Genomic DNA, 22,570 nt, shown 5'->3' on the forward strand with positions numbered 1-22,570 from the left:
AGATACCGAAAAGCGCGTAAAATCGGCATTTATTCAGGGGTCGAAGCATAGAAAGGAGCAGATTTATGGCAAAGAAAAGAATGGCTGTGTATTTTCAGCCGGAAACAATTAAGAAGATCGAACAGGAATATCGTGGGGACAACTGCGCTTCAAAAACGGAGTTTATTGAGAAAGCCGTTAAGTTCTACATCGGCTATCTCAACGAGGAAGATAACATAAACTATCTCTCCCCTATGATAACCGAAACGGTCAAGGCGCAGATAAAGGGTACGGAGCAACGTCTTGCACGTTTGCTTTTCAAGGTCGCTGTGGAGCTTGGAAAGCTGTCGCATATGACCGCCGCTGTAAACGAGGTTGACGATGAAACGCTGGACAAGCTTCACGCTATGTGCGTAAACGAGGTTCGAAGAATAAACGGCATTATTGATTACGAGGACGCTGCGGAGTATCAGAACAGCTAAAGGAGAAGGAATTTAAAACGGATAATGGCGGAAAAATATGCAGATTAGTTCGCCACAGAAACCAAACGGAAAAGTTTATTTACTACCTTCGGCAGAACAACGTAAAAATATGAATAATATCCCCCATCAAGTCAAAGCTTAAAGAGAGGTGTTGTTTATTGGAAATAAACGCAAGAAATGATTTGAAGCTTGTTGAAATCTGGGTTACAAATGATGAACAGCAGAGCGAAGGCTTTGAAAAAAAGCTTGAAGAAATCTGCGAAGAAAACAAAGCAGCAGGGTGTAAAACCGTTGTGTTCCGCTCAGGCAGCAAAAATCTATATGACTGTACGGAAGGTCTGATACTGAATAATTATCAGCTGTAACCTGCAAGAGAGTACGCATACAGCGTCTCTCTTTACATATCGAACAGTATTTCCAATGCAAATATGTTGGGTTTATCTATTGCATTTTCCGCTGAAACGTGATACAATATTATCGTAATCAAGTCGAATATTTCTGACAACATTGTTAGGTATTCGCAAAGGTAAAACAGTATATAAACGCTGACAGCATTGAATAAGAAAGGGTGAAATAAATGCCGGTAAAACCGAACATAGCAGGCTACTGCCGAATTTCCGTCGACGAAGAGCTTGACCGCGACAACACCTCTATTGAAAACCAAAAAGCTATCATCACGGATTTCGTCAGCCGGAAATTTCCTGACAGCAGCCTTGATTTTTATGAAGACCGCGACCGTTCAGGCTATACTTTTGAACAGCGCGAGGGCTATCAAAGGCTCCGTAAAAAGATGATACAGCTTGAATATGATATTCTTATCGTCAAGGATTTCTCACGATTTTCAAGACGAAACAGCAAGGGGCTGGTTGAGCTTGAGGATCTGCGTGACGCGGGAATGAGAATTATCTCAATAGGCGACAACATTGACTATCCGACATACGACGATTGGACGGCAATTCAGTTCAGATTTCTCATAAACGAAATGCCCGTAACCGACACCTCCAAAAAGGTCAAGTCGGTTATCAAACGCCGTCAGGAGGAGGGCAGATGGATATGCGCCGTCCCCTACGGCTATGTTATGACAAACCACAAAACAATGCAGTTTGAGGTTGACGAGCCTGCCGCCGAGGTTGTCCGCGAGATTTTTGAGCTGTATAAAAACGGCTGGGGCTACAAGAAAATTGCAAATCACCTTACCGATAAAAAAATTCCAACGCCGAGAATGTGCGAAAAAATGCGTAAGGAGGCACAAGGCGAGGAGTATAAAAAAGAAGTTAAGTCCGCCTGGAGTATCATAACCGTGAGCGAAATTCTGCAAAACGATTTTTATATCGGTACTCTCCGTCAGGGAAAATACAAACGCAAAAAAATTAACGGCGGAGAGGAAAAGGTTCATGAAACCGACCATATAGTTTTTGAAAACAACCACACTCCCATCGTTGACTACAGAACCTTTGCCGCCGTTCAGGAGCAGCTTAAAAAGCGTTCGACAACAAATTATCGGGGCGTGAAAAAGAATGACAACGTGTATTCGGGTTATCTTTTCTGCGGAGACTGCGGCTCGCCAATGTTCGCAATGAGCCGCAATGACCTTGCGCCCGCATACACCTGCGGAACATATCACCGAAGAGGAACAAAGGGCTGTACATCTCATCATACAAGAGTGGATATGCTTGACAAGCTTCTGAAGGAATATATCCGCAGAGTCCGTGACAATTCAGCGGATATGATTGAAAGACTTAAAGACTCAATCGCAAAGGAAAAGACTGAAACTAAAAACAGCAAGGCGACGATCGACATAATCAATGAGCAGATTGACTCAGCGAAAGCCGAGATAAAAATGCTTACCAGACAGCAGACCAGAGATCTGATGAAGCACCCGGACCGAGCCGACATACTTGAGGAAACCTATTCGGAAATGCTGGACGAGCTTACCTTGCGTATCGAGGGATTGAAAAATCAGGCGGCGCTTGCGGCGGACAAGCACAATTCAGTGATAAAGATAAACCGAACCGCCAAAACGGTTCTGGACATTTTCGACGACATAATCAGCAAGCCTTCTCTTGCAAAAAGCGACCTTGACTTTATCCTTGAAAAAATCGTGGTGTATAACGACCGAATTGATATATTTCTGAAAGCAGACATCGACGCGCTGCTCAAAAGCGGACAGCTTGTATCAGTCGGAGCGGCAGAGGAGCAATCGCCAAATTTTAACTTGGACGCTAAGAATATCTCATCACTTACTGAAAAATTCATCTTCCCTGTTAAAAACAAGGGAGATAAGGTTCTTAACGTCAATGTTATCAGTAACGGCGACCCCCTTGAAATCTACACCAGCAACGACGGAGAGGTAATATTTAAAAAGTATTCTCCGGTGGGAGAGCTCACCGAGGGCGTTTCCCAGGCAGCTGAGGTTATTTCCAAGCTTGGAAACGCTCCGGCGGTTATATTCGACAGAGATCATGTTGTCGCTGTGGCAGGAGCACAGAAAAAGGAATACAGCGAAAGGAGAAATTCTCCGGCGCTTGAGGATCTGCTTGAAGCGAGAAAATCCTATTTCTGGAACGAATCCGCTCCCCCGCTGCTGCTCATCGAGGGCATAGACAGTCCGGCAATAGCGGCGGCTCCGATCATTTCAGCAGGCGACGTAATAGGCGCCGTTTCATTCATCAAAAATACCGACGATATAAAGCCTGATGAAAATCATATTCTGCTTGCAAAAGCCGCTGCGATGTTTCTTGGAAAATCACTTGAAGAATAATAAAAAGCAAGAACGACCTGTTTCGTTTAAAAAACGGAACAGGCCGCTTCTGCTTTTGCCTGAGCGGCAGCCGCCCTGATACATAATACTCTCCGTTAAAGCAGGACCTTCAACATCTGCCGCTGATTCGTATCATTCGTCTTTATTGCTTTGGTCTATTATGCCGACTATTCCGCAGAGAAGTCCTCCTACGGCAAAAGCAAGCCAGTTATAATCCCATACCTCCCAGATTATGCCCGTAACAAGAAAAACTATCGTGGCAATCAGCATAATTATGCCGTACCATTTCTGATAGGGCGACTGCGCCGCGCGTTTTTTCTCCTCCGGCGAATTTTCACGGTTATACTTTTCAATATTGTATTTATCCTTTTGAATTCCGGCGTATGTCATCAGCGACGCTCCGACGGCAACGCAGAACAGAAAAATAGAACCTTCAACGGCGGAGGCAAAGCCTGTCTCCCTGCCTTTTGTCAGAAGCTCGTCTATTCCGATAGTGATTATAAGTCCAATGGAGATAATGCCGATTCCGACCGCGATCATCACCGGAAACTTTCTTTCAAAAGCATTTATCTCGTCCTGACTGTAGAAATGCTTGACCGTCGGGTTGTTTTTTACAAAGCTATCGTGATTCAATCCGCTGACCACAAAAATCAAAACGGAAACGAGCACAAACGTCATAAAAAGCATTCCCGATATTCCGTCGCTGACTCCTGCTCCGTCCAAAAAGGCTGTTATGGAAACGCCGGATATTATCGTAAAAACTCCTGCTGAAACGCTTTTTGAAAAACCGTTCATATGCTTGTCGTACCCGGAAGTATCCTCGGCTGAATCAGCCTCCGCGTTTCCTTTAACAAGAGTATCCATGGTGCAGGAAAAGATCTCGCATATCTGCAAAATTTTATCCATCTCGGGAAAACTGAGATCAGATTCCCATTTTGAAACCGACTGACGCGAAACGTTCAGCGCCTCTGCAAGCTCCTCCTGAGTCATATTTTTGCGTTTTCTTAAAAACTGTAGGTTTTGTCCAAAACTCATATCATATCCCTTTCTCCGCCATAAAAATACAGGAGAGCCGGTTTGACGGGACAGCTCTGCCGATGAATAACGCGGTCTGCGTATCTTTCATGACAGAATTATATCATTGAACAGGCGCACCTACAACCAACTTGATGTTGCTTTTGAATATTTCTGTGTAAAGCTGCGGTTGCATTGGCGTAAATACGCGGTTTTTAAGGCTCAAGACCCTCCGCCTGCCTGTACCAGGGATCTGCCGAAGCGTCCGAGGGCATTCTCCAGTCTCCTCTGGGAGAAAGGGTCACCGTACCTATCTTGGCGCCGTCCGGCAGACAGGAACGCTTGAATTGCTGTGAAAAAAATCTCCAGTAAAATTTCTTCAGCCATTTAAGAACAGTTTCCTTGCTGTATTCCCCGTCAAAGGCAAGCCTTGCAAGCCGGTAAACCTTTTCCGGCTCAAAGCCCCAGCGTATTCCGTAATAAAGGAAAAAGTCGTGAAGCTCGTAGGGGCCTACAAGATCCTCGGTTTTCTGGGTCATTTCCGTAGCGCTTTCGTCCGTCGGGAGAAGCTCCGGAGAAACTGGCGTATCAAGAATATCCAGCAGCACCTCTTCAAGAGGCTTGTATCCGCAGGTTTCAGCGTAATACTTTACGATATGTCGGACCAGAGTTTTCGGCACAGACGCATTAACGCCGTACATAGACATATGGTCGCCGTTGTAGGTCGCCCAGCCCAGAGCAAGCTCGGACAGATCTCCCGTTCCGACTACAAGTCCGCCGACCTGATTTGCAATATTCATAAGAACCTTGGTGCGCTCTCTCGCCTGTCCGTTTTCAAACACAACGCTGTGATCGTTAACGTCGTGGCCTATATCCTCAAAATGCTGTAAAACCGATTTGGTTATATCCACCTCACGGAAGGTAACTCCCAGCGCACGGCAGAGTATCTCCGCGTTTGATCGGGTGCGCTTCGTAGTGCCGAAGCAGGGCATCGTAACCGCGACGATATCGCTGTGCGGACGCTTTAGCAGATCCATAGCCATAATGCACACAAGCAGTGCAAGAGTTGAATCAAGCCCGCCGGAAATGCCTATAACCACAGTCTTTGAATTTGTATGGGCAATTCTTTTCATAAGCCCGTGGGACTGCATTTGCAGAATAAGATGACAGCGTTCATTCCTCTCGGTCTGGTTTAAAGGAATAAACGGAGTTCTGGGAAAGCTTCTTGTAAGAAGGCATTCGTCGCGGGACAATGAAAATTTTATGCTGCCGATTTTTCCGTCGCGGGTATCCGAACTGTAAACAGCCGCGTTTGTCCTTTCCGCCGGATAGGTTGAGGTTTTACGCCGCTCGAACACAAGCTTTTTAACGTCTATTTCGGAAACGGTGATCTCATTTTCAAACAGGCGGCTTTCCTTTAACAGCGCGCCGTCCTCGGCAATAAGATTATGTCCTGAAAAAACCATATCCTGAGTAGACTCGCCGTTGCCGGCAGAACAGTATACATATCCGCAAACAAGTCTGGCAGACTGATTAGAAACCAGCTGCCGGCGGTAGGAATCCTTTCCGATCACTTCGTCGGAGGCGGAAAGATTGCAGATTATCGTCGCTCCCGCCTTTGCAAGATAATTTGACACAGGATCGGGAACCCAGAGATCCTCGCATATTTCAAAACCGACTTTCAGCTCCGGCACCTTTTCACATTCAAATATATACTGTCCCAGTAATACCGGCAATATGGAACCGTCATTGCTTTCCCGGACGTAGGGAGTCAGATCGATCTTTGCCGGAATTCCGTCGTATGCCGCAAAATGTCTTGCTTCATAAAACTCGTTATAATTGGGCAGATGAGTTTTAGGAACAAAAGCCAGAATTTCTCCGTCCTTGATCACCGCCGCGCAGTTATAAAGCTTGCCTTTAGCCTTAACCGGAACGCCGACCGCAACAAGCATATCGATACCCTTCGCCGCCTCCGCGATTTTCAGACAGCCCTCCATAGCCTTATCAAGCAGAACGTCCTGAAAGAACAGGTCCTGACAGGTGTAGCCGGTTATGCACAGCTCGGGAAAAACCGCGATCTTCACACCTTTATCCCGGCACAGACCGATCTGTTCAATAATTTGTGAAATGTTGAAGTCAACGTCCGCTACCTTTATCTCAGGCGTACAGGCGGCAAGCTTTATAAATCCGTCCTTCATGGCAAAAGTCCTCTCATAGAATATTTATAATTAGTATACCACATGAAATGCAAAAATGCAACATATCATATATAGGAGCTGCGTTCTCCGATAGAAACCGCAACGCTCGCGTTCCGTTTCGGGAATACACCGCGGACGCGTTTTAACGCTGAAAATTCCGAATAAATCTCAGCCACCTGCCAATACTAAGGCAATACGCATTGTAACCGTTTTTTAATTGACTTATCGTCATATTGATTGTATAATTAATTGTATAAGTCGAAAAATATCAGATTAACGATCTTAAAGTATAAAAAGGGAAAGGAGATTCCTTATTTATGGACGGCAAAAACAGAAAAAATACCGGAACCGGCGGATTGCCGGAGCCTGTAAAAGGCACGATCGCTGTTATGGTCACCGCGCTGATCGTAGTCATAATAACCATGCTGTTTGCAAGAGGCTTGTTTATATCCAACGCTTCGGATTCCGACCGTAAAACAGGGTGGCTTACTTCTACGGAACCGCTTGAAACCACCGCCTCCACCACAAGGGAAAAGGCGTCGGAAACCAAAAAGAAAACCACTGCCGACGACGATTCGGAGGATGATCCTTATGATAACCAGGACGACAGCGTGAGCGGAGACGTTACCGTTATGACTGTCGTAAGCGCTGTTTATCTTCATCCTGAGCCGACGTCCAGCTCGGCAAACCTGCTGGTGATCCCTCAGGGAGCTACGGTAAGAGTATACCGCAATGAAAACGGCTGGCTGTATCTTGATTACAACGGACAGCAGGGATACGCTTATTATACTTTCTTCCAGTAAAAAACATCACTGTACGCACAATGAAAAGCATTCGTTTACACTTCACGGGATTCTGATGTGTATACGGGTGCTTTTTATAAAAAGTATTTCATTCTATTTACATATTAAATTTAGTTTTATTTTAAGTACAGGCTCTACAATTAAATAAAGGCTGAATTTTTCGGACTTACGACGTAATTGTAAGACACCCGGTCATGCAAAAAATCCGCTTTGACATTTCAGGAACTATTCCGGAGGTATTAATTATGGAGCTGATATTGAATACTGCGGCAGCAGTAATAATTTTTATTGTCATATCGGCGGTATCGCTTGTGATATTTGCGCTGCACGTTGATAAAAACTTCAATTTCTATATGGACAAACATCTTGATGAGCTTGACAGAAGGTTCAGACCCTGAAAACGGCCGTGTATACATAATAAAGCCAGACGCATATCTATACGGTCCATTCTCACATATGCCGTAAAACTGACAGCCGTCGGACGGTAACAGACTGACACCTGCGGCAGGCGCGCAAATACGCGGCCTTGTTATGCAGACACAGTCGTTTACCGTCCGACGGCTGTTATACTTTCTACGCTTAAGCGCTTTGATTCCCTGCCGGTTTATTTCAGCCTTTTCGTCATTGTAACGTGAGGGCAGAACTCGTCCATATGTATATCCTCACGGCTTTTATAGCCCAGCCTTTCATAAAAGCCTCTGGCTCTCAGCTGAGCGGCAAGGGACACCTCGACCGCTCCCTGACGTTGGGCTTCCCTTTCCAGAACGCCTACCACCAGCGAACCTACGCTTTTGCCGCGGTATTCCTTCAACACGGCTATCCTGCCGATAACAAAGCCGCCGTTTTCCCGAAAAAGCCTGCCTGTCGCCACAGGCTTATCACCGTCTGATATAACGGCGTGAAACGCGAAGCCGTCCTTTTCGTCAAATTCCTTCGTAAAGCCCTGTTCCTTAACAAAAACCGCTTCTCTTATATATCTTGCTTCGGGGATATCGTCGAGTCCTCTGCAAAGCTTTACAGTATAGCTCAAAATATCAGCCTCCGTATGAAAATTTACGGCAGACCGTTAAAAACAGACCGCCGCACAGCTTTATTACAGAACCTTTGAAAGAAAATCTCTGGTTCTCTGATTTTTCGGAGATGAGAAAAACTCCTCCGGAGGCGCCTGCTCTATTATCCTGCCTCCGTCCATAAACATCACCCTTGAAGCGACTTCTCTTGCAAAGCCCATTTCGTGCGTGACCACCACCATAGTCATTCCGTCCTTGGCAAGCTGCTTCATAAGATTAAGTACCTCGCCGACCATCTCGGGATCAAGCGCCGAAGTAGGTTCGTCAAACAGCATAACTTCCGGGTTCATAGCCAACGCCCTTGCTATGGCTATTCTCTGCTTCTGCCCGCCAGAAAGCTGACCGGGGTAATTGTCCGCTTTATCCGCAAGCCCTACCTTTTCAAGCAGCTCCTCCGCCTTTTCGTCGGCCTCCTCCCTGCTCATAAGCTTCAGCTTTACGGGAGCAAGCGTTATGTTTTTTCTGATCGTAAGGTGCGGAAACAGGTTGAAATGCTGAAAGACCATGCCCATTTTCTGGCGCATAAGATTAACCTCTCTCTGGTGCATTGAGGTTATATTCTCGCCGTCAACATATATCTCTCCCGAGGTAGGCTTTTCCATAAGGTTAAGGCATCTGAGAAAGGTGGATTTACCCGAACCGGAGGGACCGATAATAACTACCTTTTCCCCCTGATTTATAGTTTCCGTAATATCCTTCAGAATGTGAAGCTTTCCGAAGGATTTGTTAAGACCCTTAACGTCGATCATTCTTTGCCAGCCTCCTTTCAAGCTTTGAAACAAGAGCCGTCATTATCATGACCATTACAAGATAGATAAGCGCTACGGCTATAAGCGGCATAAACGCTTCATAGGTCTGGGATCTGATAAAATCCCCGCCCTTTGTAAGATCCGCGATAGCGATATATCCCGCTACCGAGGTTTCCTTCAGCAGAACGATACACTCGTTGGCAAGCGAAGGCAGCACGTTTTTAAAGGCCTGAGGCAGAATTATGTATATCATGGTTTTTGAATAGTTAAGCCCAAGGCTTGACCCGGCCTCAAACTGACCGTTGTCGATGGACATTATTCCCGAACGGACGATCTCAGCGACGTAGGCCGCCGAATTAAGTCCGAACGCCAGTACGGCGACAAATATTTTGTTTATCGCTACAGAGCCGAAAACCACGAAATAGATAATAAGCAGCTGGACAACTACGGGAGTTCCCCTTATGACCGTCAGATAGACATGGGCGATAATATTGGGGAGCTTAAGCTTTCCCGTTTTATCGTGAGTTGTTCTTATAACGGCGATGATAAAGCCCAGCGCCATGCCCAGTATCACCGCAAAAAAGGTTATTATAAGCGTGGTTTTAAGGCCGTCAGTAAGATAGGTCCATCTGTCCTTTTCTATAAATGTGTCCTTGAATTTCTGAATAAAATCGCTCAATGACTGCACTTCCTTTAACAAAGCAAAAGGCTGTCCGCATTACAGGATAGCCTTTGCGCCTGATCAATCTTTTCTGACGATAACCACCTGCGTGGCTGTAGTATAGGAATCTGAAAAGTTTACGTTTTTAAGCCTGTCCTCCGTAACGGTAAGACCGGCCGCGCCTACGTCCGCCTTACCGGACTCAATAGCTGGAATAATGGAATCAAACTCCATATTTTCAATGGAAAGCTCATAGCCGAGAATATCGCATACCGCCTGCATCATATCCGCGTCGATTCCCACGACCTTATCTCCCTCTACGCTTTCATACGGAGGGAACTCAGCGTTCGTAGCCATAACGAGCTTGCCTTTGTCATAGGTCGTTCCCTCGGGTGTTTCATAAGGAGTTTTTCCCGCGTCCTCGCCTATCCAGTTGCTGATTATTTTATCAAGAGTTCCGTTTTCCTTAAGAGTTTTCAAAGCCCCGTTTATTTCCTCGGTAAGCTCATCATTGTCCTTTTTAACAGCGATGGCGTACTCTTCAACAGCGAAAGCGTCGTCGAGTATTTTAAGATCGTCGTTTTTGGAAACAAAGACCTTGGCAGGCTCGTTGTCGATCATTACCGCGTCGACCTTGCCCTGCTTGAGAGCCTGAACGGCGTCCGCACCCTTGTTGAAACGCTCGACCTGAGCGTCCTTAACGTCGGAGGTAGCGTAAATATCGCCGGTCGTTCCAAGCTGAACGCCTATGGTCTTCCCTTCAAGGTCATCGACGCTGTGTACGGCGTTTTCAGGAACGCTTCCGCAGGAAGCAAGCATTGAAGCGGAAAGAAGTCCCGCGATAACAGCCGAAATAATTTTCTTCATCATAACTCATATCCTTTCAAATTTTTTAAACGATTACTCCAATCATTTTATTATTATAAAGCAAACAATATTGTTTTTCAAGACCTTTTTTAACAATTTTAATATACATTTTATTAAAACTTATACAACAGCGTACCCCAAACCGGCTTTTTCGGTCAAGATACTGTTTGCAGCCCTCCGTACAGTGATCCTTGGAATTGCCTTGACAAAGGCGTCAGGCATTTTACAGCCCGCGTGAAAAACGCGGTGATAAAAGCCTCTCAGCTTGAAATCTGACAGGATATATGATATAATATTTCAATAAGGGGTACCGCCCCGTCATTCAACTATGAATGGCTTCAATCGGGGATTGAGTCCCCGACCGAAGAACGTAGAGAGCCGCCTAAGAGGCGGTGAATATCCGTTCATATTATAATTTTTTACAATCAGGACAAACAAATAAAGCGCACGATTATATAATCATTTCATTTTTGGAGCTGATGAAAATGCGTATTTTACTGGCGGAGGACGAGAAAGATTTAAACAGGATCATTACCCGAAAGCTTACGTCGGACGGTTACTCGGTTGACAGCTGCTTCAACGGCAAAGAAGCAATAGACTATCTTCAGGCCGCAGAATATGACGCGGTGATACTCGATATAATGATGCCTCAGATCGACGGCTTCGGAGTTTTAAGCTATCTCAGAAATAACGGAAAATCTGTGCCTGTGCTGTTTCTGACGGCAAAGGATTCCGTCGCTGACAGAGTAAAGGGGCTGGACAGCGGCGCGGACGATTATCTTGTAAAGCCTTTTTCCTTTGAGGAGCTTGCAGCAAGGTTACGCGCAATGACCAGAAAAAATTTCGGCATGACCGACAATATACTTAAGGTTGCCGATCTTACTCTTGACACCGCTTCGCATACGGTCAGACGCGGAGAACGCGAAATAAGCTTATCCGCGAAGGAATACAGCCTGCTTGAATATCTCATGAGAAACCGCGGAATCGTGCTGTCAAGAGAAAAAATCGAAAACCATATCTGGAATTTTGACTATGAGGGCGGAACAAACGTTGTAGACGTATATATCAGCTATCTGAGGAAGAAAATCGACGGCGGACGCTCCGACAAGCTTATTCACACGGTACGCGGAAGCGGATATGTGCTCAAGGAAAAGAAATGAAAAATTTATCTGTGAAATTAAAGGTAACCATATGGTTTTCGGTAATAATGATTTTTATCATCGCTGCGACCTTCTGCATTATCCTGTGGGCAAGCAGCTCGGTAATGCAGAAAAATATACAGGACAATCTAGTCGAAACCGTAGAGGACAATATTGACGAAATTGAATTTTTCAAAGAAATAAAGGATTCTGATCCCGACGGCGACGACGATCAGTATATTGCCTATAAGGACGGCTTTCTGGAAATAGACGACGATTTTCTTGATAAGGTAAACGGCGTATTTACCGCGCTTTATCAGGAGGACGGCAAATTTCTGTACGGTGAAAATCCCCTGGCAATTGCAACGGAGGACATAGCCTTTTCAGACAGAATAATTCATAAAGTAAAATCGGACGGCGTAATTTACTATGTTTTTGACTGCAAGCTTACCTCTGACGGCACAGAGGAGCTATGGCTGCGGGGATTTGTTTCAGAAAATCAAGGAACTCAGCAGCTTACCTCTATAATACGGATATCCGCAGTCGCGCTTCCAACCCTGCTTTTGCTTGCTGTAACAGGAGGCTATTGGATCGCGAGCAGAGCGCTAAGACCTGTTCAGAAAATCACCGAGGCCGCCTCTCAGATCAGTCACGGCAGCGACCTGAACAAGCGTATCGGTCTTGGCAAAGGAAACGACGAGCTTCATAGGCTTGCAAATGTTTTCGACGATATGTTCAGCCGGCTTGACGAGGCTTTCAAAACGGAACAGCAATTTATCTCAGACGCGTCTCACGAGCTTCGCACTCCTATGTCCGTTATATTGGCTCAGTGCGAATATATTCTGGAACAGCCAAGGAGCAATGAGGAATACGCGGAGGCTTTTACGGTAATTCAGCGGCAGGGAAGAAAAATGTCACGGCTTATCGAGGATATGCTGTGCTTTGCACGAATGGAGCAGAACGAAAAAAGCTATCCTCTGGAAAAGCTTGATCTGACGGAGCTTGTCAATGATGTGTGCAGCGATATGTCGCTGATAAGAGATAAGAATATCACGCTTAAACGCCGCGTTCGGTCAGATGTGTTTGTTTCAGGAAACCGTATGCTGCTTACAAGACTGCTTACCAATCTGATAAGCAACGCCTATCGCTACGGCAGGGAAAACGGCGAGATAATCGTCACGCTTGACATGAATGAAGAAATACTGCTTCAGGTAGAGGATAACGGAATCGGAATCCCTGAAGATCAGCAGAAAAAAATTTTTGAACGCTTTTACAGAGCGGATCAGTCCCGTAATACAGAGGGAACGGGGCTGGGGCTTGCAATGGTGAAAGATATAGCCGATTATCACGGAGGAAACGTCGAGGTTTCGTCAAAAACCGGAACGGGAAGTATATTTTCTGTGCGTTTTCCTCGCTTATAAAAAAATAATTCGTTCTAATATTCCTTTAATCTTTGCCGTTTATAATGTAGCTACAATGATGAAAGGAGTAATCTACCATGACAGGAATTAAAAATTTATTCAGCACACCGAAGAAAAAAGTTATATCAATTATCTGTATAGTGATTATCGTTCTGATCGCAGCAGCTGTCATCAGCATAATCGCTGTCAGAAGCGCCTTTATCGGCGGGGGGGAAGCGGAGAAGATCGCCCTGGCGGACGCGGCGCTGAAGGAAGCAGACGTTTCGGGTCTGAGGGCAAGACTTGATTTTGACGACGGCCGCTTCTGCTACGACGTGGACTTCTACAGCAACGGAACGGAATACGAATACAGTATTCAGGCAAAGGACGGAGATATAGTTTCAAGAGATATTGAAGGGAACAGCGTAAATGTACCTTATGAGCAGAACTATTCTTCACAGCCCGACAGTCAGGCTGCTGTAAATACCAATGAATCAAAACAGACAAACACCTCCTCCGCGGCGGATTCCCAGAAGCCTGTTCAGACTGAATCTGATTCGTCAGAAGCAAGCTCAGGACAAAGCGCTGTTATTTCAGAGAACGAAGCCAAATCGGCGGCTCTTGCCGACGCCGGACTTACAGAGAACGACGTTACTTTTATAAAAGTTAAGCTTGATACCGACGATTTTATAAAAACGTATGACATTGAATTTTACACTTCCGATACCGAATACGATTATGAAATAAACGCGGCAGACGGAACGGTAAAAGAAAAGAGCACGGAGGCTTTCCGTATTCAGACAAACAGCGCCGCAAACGGCTCTGACAATTACATAGGGGTCGACAAAGCCAAGGAAATTGCCCTTGCTCATGCCGGACTGACTGAAGCAGAGGTCCAGTTTTCCAAAGCAAAGCTTGAAAACGACGACGGGATCACGGAATATGATATCTCATTCTATAGCAGCGGTACGGAATACGAATATACCGTCAACGCGGTATCGGGCGAAATCATTGAGTTTGATTATGAACGCTATTGACAAAACCAAAATATAAAAAAGCTTTAATGTAAAATTTCCTCTGCCGTACGGCAGGGGAAATTTTTGCCGAAGCATACTGCGCCGAATCTGTAAAACACATATTTTTCTGATTTTATCCGACCGTTTTATTGCATTCCGTTGCAGCCTGTGATAAAATATATATGATACCTGTTTTTATACACGGCTGTGCAAGACAGAATAAGGTAAAACGTTATATTTTTTTGAAGCTTCAGAGGTGATCATATGGTAAACAAAAATAATCTGCCCGCTTGTCCTGTGGAAACCACGCTTATGCTTATAGGAGACAAGTGGTCGGTGCTGATCATCCGTGATTTAATGACGGGCACAAAGCGTTTTGGAGAGCTGAAAAAATCAGTCAGCGGCATATCACAAAAGGTTCTTACCGCAAATCTCCGCAGCATGGAGGAAAACGGTCTTATCTCCCGAAAGGTCTACCCGGAAGTGCCTCCGAGAGTTGAATATACCCTTACAGGGCTTGGCAGAAGTATGCAGCCTATTCTTGATTCTATGGCAGAATGGGGCATGAATTTTAAACGCAGCTTCAATGAAAACTCTTGAATAACCCAATAGAAATACAGGCAAGATCCCTCAAACCGGATAGTGCCTGTATTTTCATTAATAACAACAAATATCAATACTGTAAATTATGTTGACAGATCAATATTCCTTACGGCGTCTCTTACCTTCAGTACAAAGGTCGGCGATACGGAAAGCTCATCTATACCCATTCTCAAAAACGTTTCCGTAAGGGTAGTATCTGCCGCAAGCTCTCCGCAGATACCTATCCATGCGCCGTTTTTATGGGCGTTTTCTGCGCTCATTTCTATCAGCCGCAGAACGGCTTCATGGTGCGTGTCGCAGAATTGCTCAATATCAGGATTCTGTCTGTCGCAGGCAAGAGTATACTGCGTCAGGTCGTTGGTTCCGACGCTGAAAAAGTCCACCATTGGCGCAAGCTTATCGCTTATGATCGCTGCGGCTGGCGTTTCTATCATAATACCTAGCTCCACAGATTCGGAATATGCAATTCCCTGAGTTTTAAGCTCCGCCCTTACCTCTCCGCATATCGCAATGATCCTTTCAACCTCCGAAACGCTGGTGATCATAGGAAACATTATTCCGAGATTACCGTAAACCGACGCTCTGAACAAGGCTCTGAGCTGTGTTCTGAAGATTTCGGGACGGGTAAGGCATATCCTGATAGCGCGATAGCCGAGCGCAGGATTCTCTTCCTTTTTCAGCTCAAAATAATCCACCTGCTTATCCGCTCCAATATCCAGAGTCCGTATAATGACCTTCTTGCCGGCCATGCTTTCAAGCGCCCGCTTATATGCGGTAAACTGCTGCTCCTCGGTAGGATAGCTGCTGTTTTCAAGATAAAGAAATTCGCTTCTGAAAAGACCGATACCGCCCGCGTCGTTCAACAGCACCGCTCCTATATTGTCAACGCTTCCGATGTTAGCGTAAATGTTGATTTTAGTTCCGTCAAGGGTTATGTTCTCCTTGCCTTTCAGCTTCTGCAAAAGACGTTTTTTCTCCTCGTCGGCTTTCTGCTTCGACAAAAGCCTTTCTTTTGTGGCGTCGTCTGGATTCAGAAACACCTCTCCCGTAAAGCCGTCTACTATAGCTTCATCGCCGTCGTTTATCCGGGCGAGAAAATCGTCGCCAGCGCCTATAACCGCCGGAATATTCATATTCCGCGCAAGGATCGCCGTATGCGAATTCGAGGAGCCGTGAGCGGTAACGAACGCAAGAACTCTGTCCTTATCAAGCGAAACGGTTTCACTGGGCGCGAGATCGTCCGCGCATACGATCATTTTTCCCTCCGTATCCGTTCCGCCGGCTGCCGTTCCGTTAAGATTTGCAATGATCCTGTTTGAAATATCCTTTACGTCGGCGGCGCGCGCCTGCATATACGCGTCGTCCATTGACGAAAACATCTCCGCAAAATTGTCCGCCGTTACAGCGACCGCGTATTCCGCGTTTACCTTTTGCGTTTCGATTATGTTTTCAATGGATTCGTTGTAGTCCTCGTCCTCCAGCATCATCATATGAATCTCAAAAATCTGGGCGTTCGTTTCCCCCACCTCTTTGAGAGCCTTTTCATATATAGCCTGAAGCTGCTCGGTTGAAGCCTCCTTTGCCGACTTCACCCTTGCTTTCTCAGCATCCGTATCATTGATATGAACGCGCTTGACGGTAACGTCCTGCTTTTTAAAGATTGAAATTTTTCCGATTGCAACCGCTCCGTAAACGCCCTTACCTGTAAATTTCACCATAACAATTCACCCCGTATCACAGCAGCGGCAGATAAGTCCTGCCGCCGTAAATTTATTATTCTCCGAAGCCGGCTTCAAACATTCCGGCAATCTCATCAAGGACGGCCTGTTCGTCCGCGCCTTCGCAGACGATCTCAACCTCGCAGCCCTTTTTCATACCGGCAGCCATGATCTGCATAGGAGCCTTTGCCTTTATGGTCTTTCCGTTAGCGTAAAGGATAACTTCGCAGTCCGGATGATCCTTTACCGCTTTTGCAAGAACTCCCGCAGGTCTCATATGCAGCCCCTGCTCGTTAGTTACCGTTACCGTCTTTTTTACCATGATGAATCTCTCCTTTTTATTATTGTTGCTCAAATTATGCCTATTATGAAGGGTCGCTTACAGTCTTTTTCTTAAGAACAGCCAGCATGAGCATTCCTACCAGCGAGCCTATCGCAAGCGAAAGAATATATAAAGGCCAGTTGCCTACTACCGCGAATACGAACACTCCGCCGTGAGGCGCCATAAGAGTGCAGTCGAACGCCATTGAAAGTCCTCCGGCTGTCGCCGCTCCTACGATACAGGCGGGTATTACTCTCAGCGGGTCTGCCGCGGCATAAGGGATAGCGCCTTCGGTTATAAAGCTCAGTCCCATGATGTAGTTTACGGGTCCGTTCTTTCTTTCCTCTTCCGTCCACCTGGATTTAAAGAATGTTGTAGAAAGCGCGATCGCGACAGGAGGAACCATACCGCCTATCATTACCGCCGCCATAACGTCGTAGCTTCCCGAAGCGATAGCCGCCGTTCCGAACACATAAGCCGCCTTGTTGAAAGGGCCGCCCATGTCTATAGACATCATTCCTCCCAGAATACAGCCCAGAACTATTTTGCTTGAGTTGCCCATATTCTCGAGGAAATTTGAAAGCCCCGTGTTTATCATTCCCATAAACGGATTTACAGCGCACATAATTACCGCTATGACCCCAAGTCCCGCAAGCGGATATATAAGTACAGGCTTTATTCCGTTCAAGGCCTTGGGCATTTTATCGCAGAGCCTTTCAATCCCCAGCATAAGGAATCCTCCGGCAAAGCCTGCCAGAAGCGCTCCCAGAAATCCCGAGGGAATATCTCCGGCTACGTTTATAAAGGTAGAGCCCTTGGAAGCAAGATATCCTCCTACCAGACCTACCAGAAAGCCCGGTCTGTCGGCAATAGACATTCCTATATAGCCTGCAAGCACCGGAATCATAAATCTGAACGCAAAGTCTCCGATAGTCTTGAAAAATGAAGCCGCCGCCGTATATGTGCCGAACGTGTCGTCCTGCGGCGCTCCCGCAATGGTATCAATAAGGAAAGCAAGCGCGATGAAAATACCTCCTGCTACCGTAAACGGAAGCATATTTGAAACGCCGTTCATAAGGTGCTTGTAAATTTTTCTTCCAAAGCTCTCGTCTCCGTCCTGACTTTCGGAGGCTGACGGTCCCGTATGCCGGTATTCCGGAGCGTCACCCGATTCGATACGACTGATAAGCTCCTCCGGAATTTTAATACCGTCCGAAACCTTGGTGCGGATAACCCTCTTGCCGTCAAAGCGCGACATTTCAACCGTCTTGTCCGCGGCAACGATAATTCCGTCACATTCAGCGATCTCATCCTTTGTCAGAACATTTTTCGCCCCGCCGGAGCCGTTGGTTTCCACCTTTATTGAAACGCCAAGCTTTTTGCCCGCCTTTTCCAGAGCCTCGGCAGCCATATAGGTATGAGCGATTCCCGTAGGGCAGGCCGTTACGGCAAGAACCCTGATCCTTCCGTCGGACTCAGCTTTCTCCTCCGGTTCGTCCGGATACTTCTCGCTCTCCATGTCATCTATAACCTTTAAAAACTCGTCTTTATCCTTTGCGCTGAGAAGCTTTTGCCTGAAATCCTCGTCCATGAGGATCGTCATAAGACGGGACAGCACTTCCAGATGTACGTCGCCGTCGTTCGGAGCCGCGATCATAAACAAAAGATTCGACGGCTCATCGTCCATGGCTTCATAATCCACTCCGTCAGGAACGGTCATAGCCGCAAGCGACGGAGCCTTGACCGCCGGACTTTTAGCATGAGGAATAGCTATTCCCTCTCCTACGGCGGTAGAGCTCATTTCCTCCCTCGCGAGAATACCTTTCCTGTATTCCTCTCTGTCGGCGATTTTTCCGCCTTTGACCTGAAGCTCTATCAGCATATCGATCGCTTCAGCCTTGCTTTTGGGATAAGCATTCAGCTGAATGCTTTCCTTGCCGAGTAAATCAACAATACGCATAATATCTCCTCCATCTGTTTTCATGTGCGTTTATCCTTGTTTTACAGACCTCAGAGCTGTCCAAGCAGCCTGTATATTTCATCCTTCTGCGCCAGTCCGTCTGAAAACGCGGTAGCTCCTCCGGCTGCGGTTCCAAGCTTAAGAGCGTATTCATAATCTCCGTCAAGGGAACCCGCGATAAATCCTGCAACCATCGAATCGCCTGCGCCTACAGAATTTCTGACCGTTCCTTTGCATACTCCGCAGGCGTGAACCTTACCGTATTCGTCTATCAGTAGGGCTCCGTCCCCAGCCATTGAAACAAGCACGTTTTCGGCGCCCATCTCCTTGAGCTTCCTGGCGTATTCGATTATTTCGTCAGTTCCCGTAAGAGTTACTCCGAACATTTCGCCCAGCTCATGATTGTTCGGCTTTATGAGAAACGGCTTGTATTTCAGTACGTTCAGCAGCAGCTCCTTTGTTGCGTCTACTACGGTTTTTATATTTTTTTTCGCAAGGTATTCCAGTATTTTTTCATAAATATCCGGCGGAAGGGTATTGGGGATACTTCCTGCCAGAACAAGGGTATCTCCGTTTTCAAGGCTGTCCAGCTTTTTGTAAAGCTCGCTGATAGCCTCATCGCTTATTTCAGGTCCCTGACCGTTTAGTTCGGTTTCCTGCCGCGATTTGATCTTTACGTTAATTCTTGAAAATCCGTGCTTAAGGTGAACAAAATCGGTTTCAACTCCCTTTGCATTGACGCCTTCTTCAATCGCTCTGCCTGTAAAGCCGGCCGTAAAACCCAGAGCCTTTGACCTTATTCCCAGCTCGCTTAATACCAGAGAAACGTTTATTCCCTTTCCGCCGAAATAAATTTCCTCTGATTTTGAACGGTTTACCTTTCCTACATTCATTTCATCCGTCCGTACAACATAATCCACCGCGGGATTAAAGGTAACGGTATACACCATTTATAAAACCTCCTTTATTGACGCCTGCGTAAGATATTTTTTATCCGGAAGCCTGTCTGTTATTATCATTCCTCTGTTCAATGAAGAAAATGTAACCGCTGCAACCTTATCGAATTTAGAATGATCGGCAAGGAAATAAACCTCCTTGCTGCGGCTTATCACCGCCGTTTTAACAGAAGCCTCGCTTTTATCAGGAGTTGAAAGTCCGGCGGAAGCTGAAATACCGTTCGTCCCCATAAAGCATTTGCTGAAATTGTAATTCTGAAGTGAAATAACACATTCCGCTCCGACAATAGCCTCCGTCGTCAGCTTTATCTCTCCGGCAGGTATAAAAACTCTGCAGCCTTTTTGCGCAAGCTTTTTGGCGTTTATGAAAGCGTTGGTAACGAATGTGACGTTTTTTGACGGAATGTAATCTATCATTTTCTCAGTTGTCGTCCCCGCGTCGATATAGACAAAATCCCCTTCCTCTATAAGAGATGCCGCATATCTTGCAATCGCGGTTTTTTCCTCAATAAACAGCGACGCCTTTTCTTCAACATTATGCTCATATGCCGAAAAGCTTTCATTTAACGCAATCGCGCCGCCGTGCACCTTGGTAAGCAGGCCGCGCCGGGCAAGCTGATTGAGATCCCTCCTGACCGTGGATTCAGACGAATCAAGCATTTCGCACAGATCAGTAAGCTTTACGACGTGCTGTCTGTTTACAGTGTCAAGTATAATTGAATGGCGTTCCTCAGTAAGCAACGTTACCTTCTCCTTTTTGAACAGATTTGAATCTTATTGGTTCCTTCTGACTTTATATTAGCACAAGAATAAATTAAAATCAAGCATTTTCAATCAAAAACATTCATTTTACCTCAAATATTGGACGCCTGCACAATTTAAAATCACTATATTTGTGAAATATGCACATATTATTTTCTCCTTGTGGAAAATATTTTTTCTTATTGCCGCTTTTATTATAAAAACATTCCAGACAAACGACTGAAAACGGTCATTTATATTATGATTCCTGCAATATCAGAAGCTGCAGCAAATAAAAAATCTCTGTCAGCGGCAAAACCTGAGTGAAATACGATTATGAATTATACAGTACAGCTTTAACTGTATAGGTCACTCACCGCTTTTTCTAATCAGTCTGAAGCTTGATCTCTTGGATTCGATTATTCCCTCTGCCCGAAGCCTGCTTATCTCAGCCGACACAGCGCTGCGGTTCGCTTCAAGAAAATCGGCAAGCTCCTGCCTGTCGTATGGTATCGTAAAGGTATCGCTGCCGTGAAGCTTTGCCTGAGATAACAGAAAGGTCATGAGTTTTTCGCGTATGGTACGCTTGGAGATTATTTCTATTTTTTCGTTAAGCTTCAGATTTTTTTCGGCTACTAGGCGCAGCAGATTATTTGTCTGTCTGGTATAAAACGAACTGTCAGCAAAGCTTTCATTCAGAATACTTTTCAGTCTGATAAGCATTATTCTGCTGTCGCCCGCCGAAACAACGCTCACCGGCATATGCTGTGTATCTGAAAACACAAATACCTCAGCGAAAATCTGCGGCGGCTCTATCAGCGCAATAATGCTTCTGTTTCCATAATAATCATTTCTGACAATCTGAACCGCGCCCGAAAGAACAGCTCCGAGCTCTTCGGCACTGTCGCCCTCGGAGATAACCGTCTGATTTTTTGAAAAATCCTTGATTTTTGTATGCGGACTTGTCAGAATAAAATTCAGCTCCTCCTCGCTCAGATTACTGAACAGCGGGCATTTTTTCATAAGCTCAAAATCGTTTTTCATATTTTTTCATCCTTTGTTGGATTTACAACATACTTATTTTGATTATTATACTATAATTTAATCACAGAATCAATAAAATAATCAATTCTGATAAAAAATTGCGGAGGTAAAATATGATAAGAAAAATCATCAGAATAAACGAAGAAAAATGCAACGGCTGCGGAGCCTGCGCGTCCGCCTGTCACGAAGGCGCAATTGAAATGATTGACGGAAAAGCGAGGCTTGTCCGCGAGGATTACTGCGACGGCTTAGGCGACTGCCTTCCCGCCTGTCCGACAAACGCCATATCCTTTGAAGAACGCGAAGCTCCGGCATATAATGAGGAAGCAGTGCGTAAGGCGAAAATCCAAAAGCAGACGGCTAAGCTTCCCTGCGGCTGCCCGGGGACTCATTCCAAAAGGATAGCAAGAACCGACGCTGACTGTTCAAATACAGCCGCGCCAGTATCAAGTCAGCTTTCCCAGTGGCCGGTGCAGATCAAGCTTGTTCCGGTCAACGCGCCTTATTTTGACGGAGCCGATCTGCTTATTGCCGCCGACTGCACGGCTTATGCCTACGGTAATTTCCATAACGAATTTATCCGCGGCAGAACAGCCATTATAGGCTGTCCCAAGCTTGACGAGGGCGACTATGCGGATAAGCTGACGGAGATCATAAAAAATAACGATATAAAAAGCGTTACCGTTGTGAGAATGGAAGTCCCCTGCTGCGGCGGAATAGAGAACGCCGCCAAAAGGGCTTTGCAGAACAGTGAAAAATTTATTCCCTGTAGAGTGGTCACTATAACCTCGGACGGCAGAGCAGTAAATTGACGCGCTTTTAAATGATACGATAACAGGCGTTAAAAATCACATCGGTTTTTAACGCCTGTTTTTCATAAAAAAGTTCTTCCTACTAAAAATCAACTGCCGCAGGCGGCTCAAAAAGAAAAGCTCAGGCTTGCAGACGATGTCCGGCATGGCTGTTATCTGACACACAAAACCATAAATCAGTAAAAACGCGTGAATATGCGGAAGAACCCTATATACGGCGTTGAAATCGCGCAAAATAGGCATTATCTCACATGGAAAACTAGCGATATCAGAAA

At 45.8% G+C, this 22,570-nt stretch carries 23 protein-coding genes; 10 read left to right on the forward strand and 13 right to left on the reverse strand.

Features of this window, described 5'->3' with window-relative positions; translation table 11 throughout:
• Positions 1 to 65 precede the first annotated feature (65 nt).
• The 3 genes from EIH25_RS12095 to EIH25_RS12105 all read left to right on the forward strand — a co-directional run bounded on the left by EIH25_RS12095 (position 66) and on the right by EIH25_RS12105 (position 3,222).
• Positions 66 to 461 (forward strand): hypothetical protein, encoded by a 396-nt coding sequence (locus tag EIH25_RS12095; RefSeq protein ID WP_124101352.1) that lies wholly within the window; start codon positions 66 to 68, stop codon positions 459 to 461.
• 158 nt (positions 462 to 619) lie between these two features.
• Positions 620 to 826: a hypothetical protein gene (locus tag EIH25_RS12100; protein ID WP_124101353.1), complete on the forward strand. Its 207-nt coding sequence runs from the start codon at positions 620 to 622 to the stop codon at positions 824 to 826.
• Positions 827 to 1,038: 212 nt separating this feature from the next.
• The gene (locus EIH25_RS12105; protein WP_124101354.1) at positions 1,039 to 3,222 is read left to right on the forward strand and encodes a stage V sporulation T C-terminal domain-containing protein; all 2,184 of its coding nucleotides are present in this window, start codon (positions 1,039 to 1,041) and stop codon (positions 3,220 to 3,222) included.
• Between the two features lie 132 nt (positions 3,223 to 3,354).
• On the opposite strand, the gene EIH25_RS12110 is transcribed toward EIH25_RS12105, so the two are convergent.
• Together EIH25_RS12110 and EIH25_RS12115 are read right to left on the reverse strand one after the other, a co-directional pair.
• The gene (locus tag EIH25_RS12110) at positions 3,355 to 4,257 is read right to left on the reverse strand and encodes a helix-turn-helix domain-containing protein (RefSeq protein WP_124101355.1); all 903 of its coding nucleotides are present in this window, start codon (positions 4,255 to 4,257) and stop codon (positions 3,355 to 3,357) included.
• Between the two features lie 194 nt (positions 4,258 to 4,451).
• Entirely contained in the window at positions 4,452 to 6,434 is a 1,983-nt protein-coding gene (locus EIH25_RS12115; protein WP_124101356.1) for an NAD(+) synthase, read from the reverse strand.
• Positions 6,435 to 6,751: 317 nt separating this feature from the next.
• On the opposite strand from EIH25_RS12115, the gene EIH25_RS12120 reads away from it, so the two are divergent.
• The gene (locus EIH25_RS12120) at positions 6,752 to 7,237 is read left to right on the forward strand and encodes an SH3 domain-containing protein (protein WP_124101357.1); all 486 of its coding nucleotides are present in this window, start codon (positions 6,752 to 6,754) and stop codon (positions 7,235 to 7,237) included.
• 245 nt (positions 7,238 to 7,482) lie between these two features.
• Complete coding sequence (locus tag EIH25_RS12505; protein WP_164489242.1) at positions 7,483 to 7,635, forward strand: hypothetical protein; 153 nt, start codon at positions 7,483 to 7,485, stop codon at positions 7,633 to 7,635.
• A 206-nt stretch (positions 7,636 to 7,841) separates the two neighbouring features.
• Here EIH25_RS12505 and EIH25_RS12125 read toward each other — a convergent pair whose 3' ends face one another.
• The 4 genes from EIH25_RS12125 to EIH25_RS12140 form a co-directional block, all read right to left on the reverse strand.
• Positions 7,842 to 8,267, reverse strand: a complete 426-nt coding sequence (locus EIH25_RS12125) for a GNAT family N-acetyltransferase (protein ID WP_164489243.1) — start codon at positions 8,265 to 8,267, stop codon at positions 7,842 to 7,844.
• A gap of 63 nt (positions 8,268 to 8,330) precedes the next feature.
• On the reverse strand, positions 8,331 to 9,056 hold the full coding sequence (locus EIH25_RS12130; protein WP_124101359.1) for an amino acid ABC transporter ATP-binding protein: 726 nt from the start codon (positions 9,054 to 9,056) through the stop codon (positions 8,331 to 8,333).
• Positions 9,043 to 9,735, reverse strand: a complete 693-nt coding sequence (locus EIH25_RS12135; RefSeq protein WP_124101360.1) for an amino acid ABC transporter permease — start codon at positions 9,733 to 9,735, stop codon at positions 9,043 to 9,045. The genes EIH25_RS12130 and EIH25_RS12135 overlap by 14 nt, the downstream gene beginning before the upstream one ends.
• 63 nt (positions 9,736 to 9,798) lie before the next feature.
• On the reverse strand, positions 9,799 to 10,587 hold the full coding sequence (locus EIH25_RS12140; protein ID WP_347561954.1) for a transporter substrate-binding domain-containing protein: 789 nt from the start codon (positions 10,585 to 10,587) through the stop codon (positions 9,799 to 9,801).
• 482 nt (positions 10,588 to 11,069) lie between these two features.
• Here EIH25_RS12140 and EIH25_RS12145 point away from each other — a divergent pair, with 482 nt between their 5' ends.
• The 4 genes from EIH25_RS12145 (at position 11,070) to EIH25_RS12160 (ending at position 14,739) form a co-directional block, all read left to right on the forward strand.
• Positions 11,070 to 11,744 carry a response regulator transcription factor gene (locus tag EIH25_RS12145; protein WP_124101361.1) on the forward strand — a complete coding sequence of 225 codons (675 nt, stop codon included), beginning with the start codon at positions 11,070 to 11,072 and terminating at the stop codon, positions 11,742 to 11,744.
• Entirely contained in the window at positions 11,741 to 13,144 is a 1,404-nt protein-coding gene (locus EIH25_RS12150) for an ATP-binding protein (protein ID WP_124101362.1), read from the forward strand. Before EIH25_RS12145 ends, EIH25_RS12150 begins: the two co-directional genes overlap by 4 nt.
• Before the next feature lie 77 nt (positions 13,145 to 13,221).
• Positions 13,222 to 14,160 (forward strand): PepSY domain-containing protein, encoded by a 939-nt coding sequence (locus EIH25_RS12155; protein WP_124101363.1) that lies wholly within the window; start codon positions 13,222 to 13,224, stop codon positions 14,158 to 14,160.
• Positions 14,161 to 14,403: 243 nt separating this feature from the next.
• Positions 14,404 to 14,739, forward strand: a complete 336-nt coding sequence (locus tag EIH25_RS12160; RefSeq protein ID WP_124101364.1) for a helix-turn-helix domain-containing protein — start codon at positions 14,404 to 14,406, stop codon at positions 14,737 to 14,739.
• Positions 14,740 to 14,825: 86 nt separating this feature from the next.
• Here EIH25_RS12160 and ptsP read toward each other — a convergent pair whose 3' ends face one another.
• The 6 genes from ptsP to EIH25_RS12190 form a co-directional block, all read right to left on the reverse strand.
• Positions 14,826 to 16,460 carry a phosphoenolpyruvate--protein phosphotransferase gene (gene ptsP / locus EIH25_RS12165; RefSeq protein ID WP_124101365.1) on the reverse strand — a complete coding sequence of 545 codons (1,635 nt, stop codon included), beginning with the start codon at positions 16,458 to 16,460 and terminating at the stop codon, positions 14,826 to 14,828.
• A 55-nt stretch (positions 16,461 to 16,515) separates the two neighbouring features.
• A complete protein-coding gene (locus EIH25_RS12170) occupies positions 16,516 to 16,782 on the reverse strand; it encodes an HPr family phosphocarrier protein (RefSeq protein ID WP_124101366.1) in 267 nt (88 codons plus the stop codon).
• Positions 16,783 to 16,825: 43 nt separating this feature from the next.
• Complete coding sequence (locus EIH25_RS12175) at positions 16,826 to 18,742, reverse strand: fructose-specific PTS transporter subunit EIIC (RefSeq protein WP_124101372.1); 1,917 nt, start codon at positions 18,740 to 18,742, stop codon at positions 16,826 to 16,828.
• Positions 18,743 to 18,792: 50 nt separating this feature from the next.
• A complete protein-coding gene (pfkB, locus tag EIH25_RS12180; RefSeq protein ID WP_124101367.1) occupies positions 18,793 to 19,692 on the reverse strand; it encodes a 1-phosphofructokinase in 900 nt (299 codons plus the stop codon).
• A complete protein-coding gene (locus EIH25_RS12185; RefSeq protein ID WP_124101368.1) occupies positions 19,693 to 20,439 on the reverse strand; it encodes a DeoR/GlpR family DNA-binding transcription regulator in 747 nt (248 codons plus the stop codon).
• A gap of 369 nt (positions 20,440 to 20,808) precedes the next feature.
• Positions 20,809 to 21,483, reverse strand: a complete 675-nt coding sequence (locus tag EIH25_RS12190) for a Crp/Fnr family transcriptional regulator (RefSeq protein ID WP_124101369.1) — start codon at positions 21,481 to 21,483, stop codon at positions 20,809 to 20,811.
• 113 nt (positions 21,484 to 21,596) lie between these two features.
• On the opposite strand from EIH25_RS12190, the gene EIH25_RS12195 reads away from it, so the two are divergent.
• The gene (locus EIH25_RS12195) at positions 21,597 to 22,295 is read left to right on the forward strand and encodes a 4Fe-4S binding protein (RefSeq protein ID WP_124101370.1); all 699 of its coding nucleotides are present in this window, start codon (positions 21,597 to 21,599) and stop codon (positions 22,293 to 22,295) included.
• A 48-nt stretch (positions 22,296 to 22,343) separates the two neighbouring features.
• On the opposite strand, the gene EIH25_RS12550 is transcribed toward EIH25_RS12195, so the two are convergent.
• A partial coding sequence (locus EIH25_RS12550) for a hypothetical protein (RefSeq protein WP_206425721.1) occupies positions 22,344 to 22,570 on the reverse strand: 227 nt, incomplete at its 5' end.

This window comes from Ruminococcus sp. Marseille-P6503 (assembly GCF_900604945.1).
In the GTDB taxonomy this organism is placed as follows: Bacteria; Bacillota; Clostridia; order Oscillospirales; family Ruminococcaceae; genus FB2012.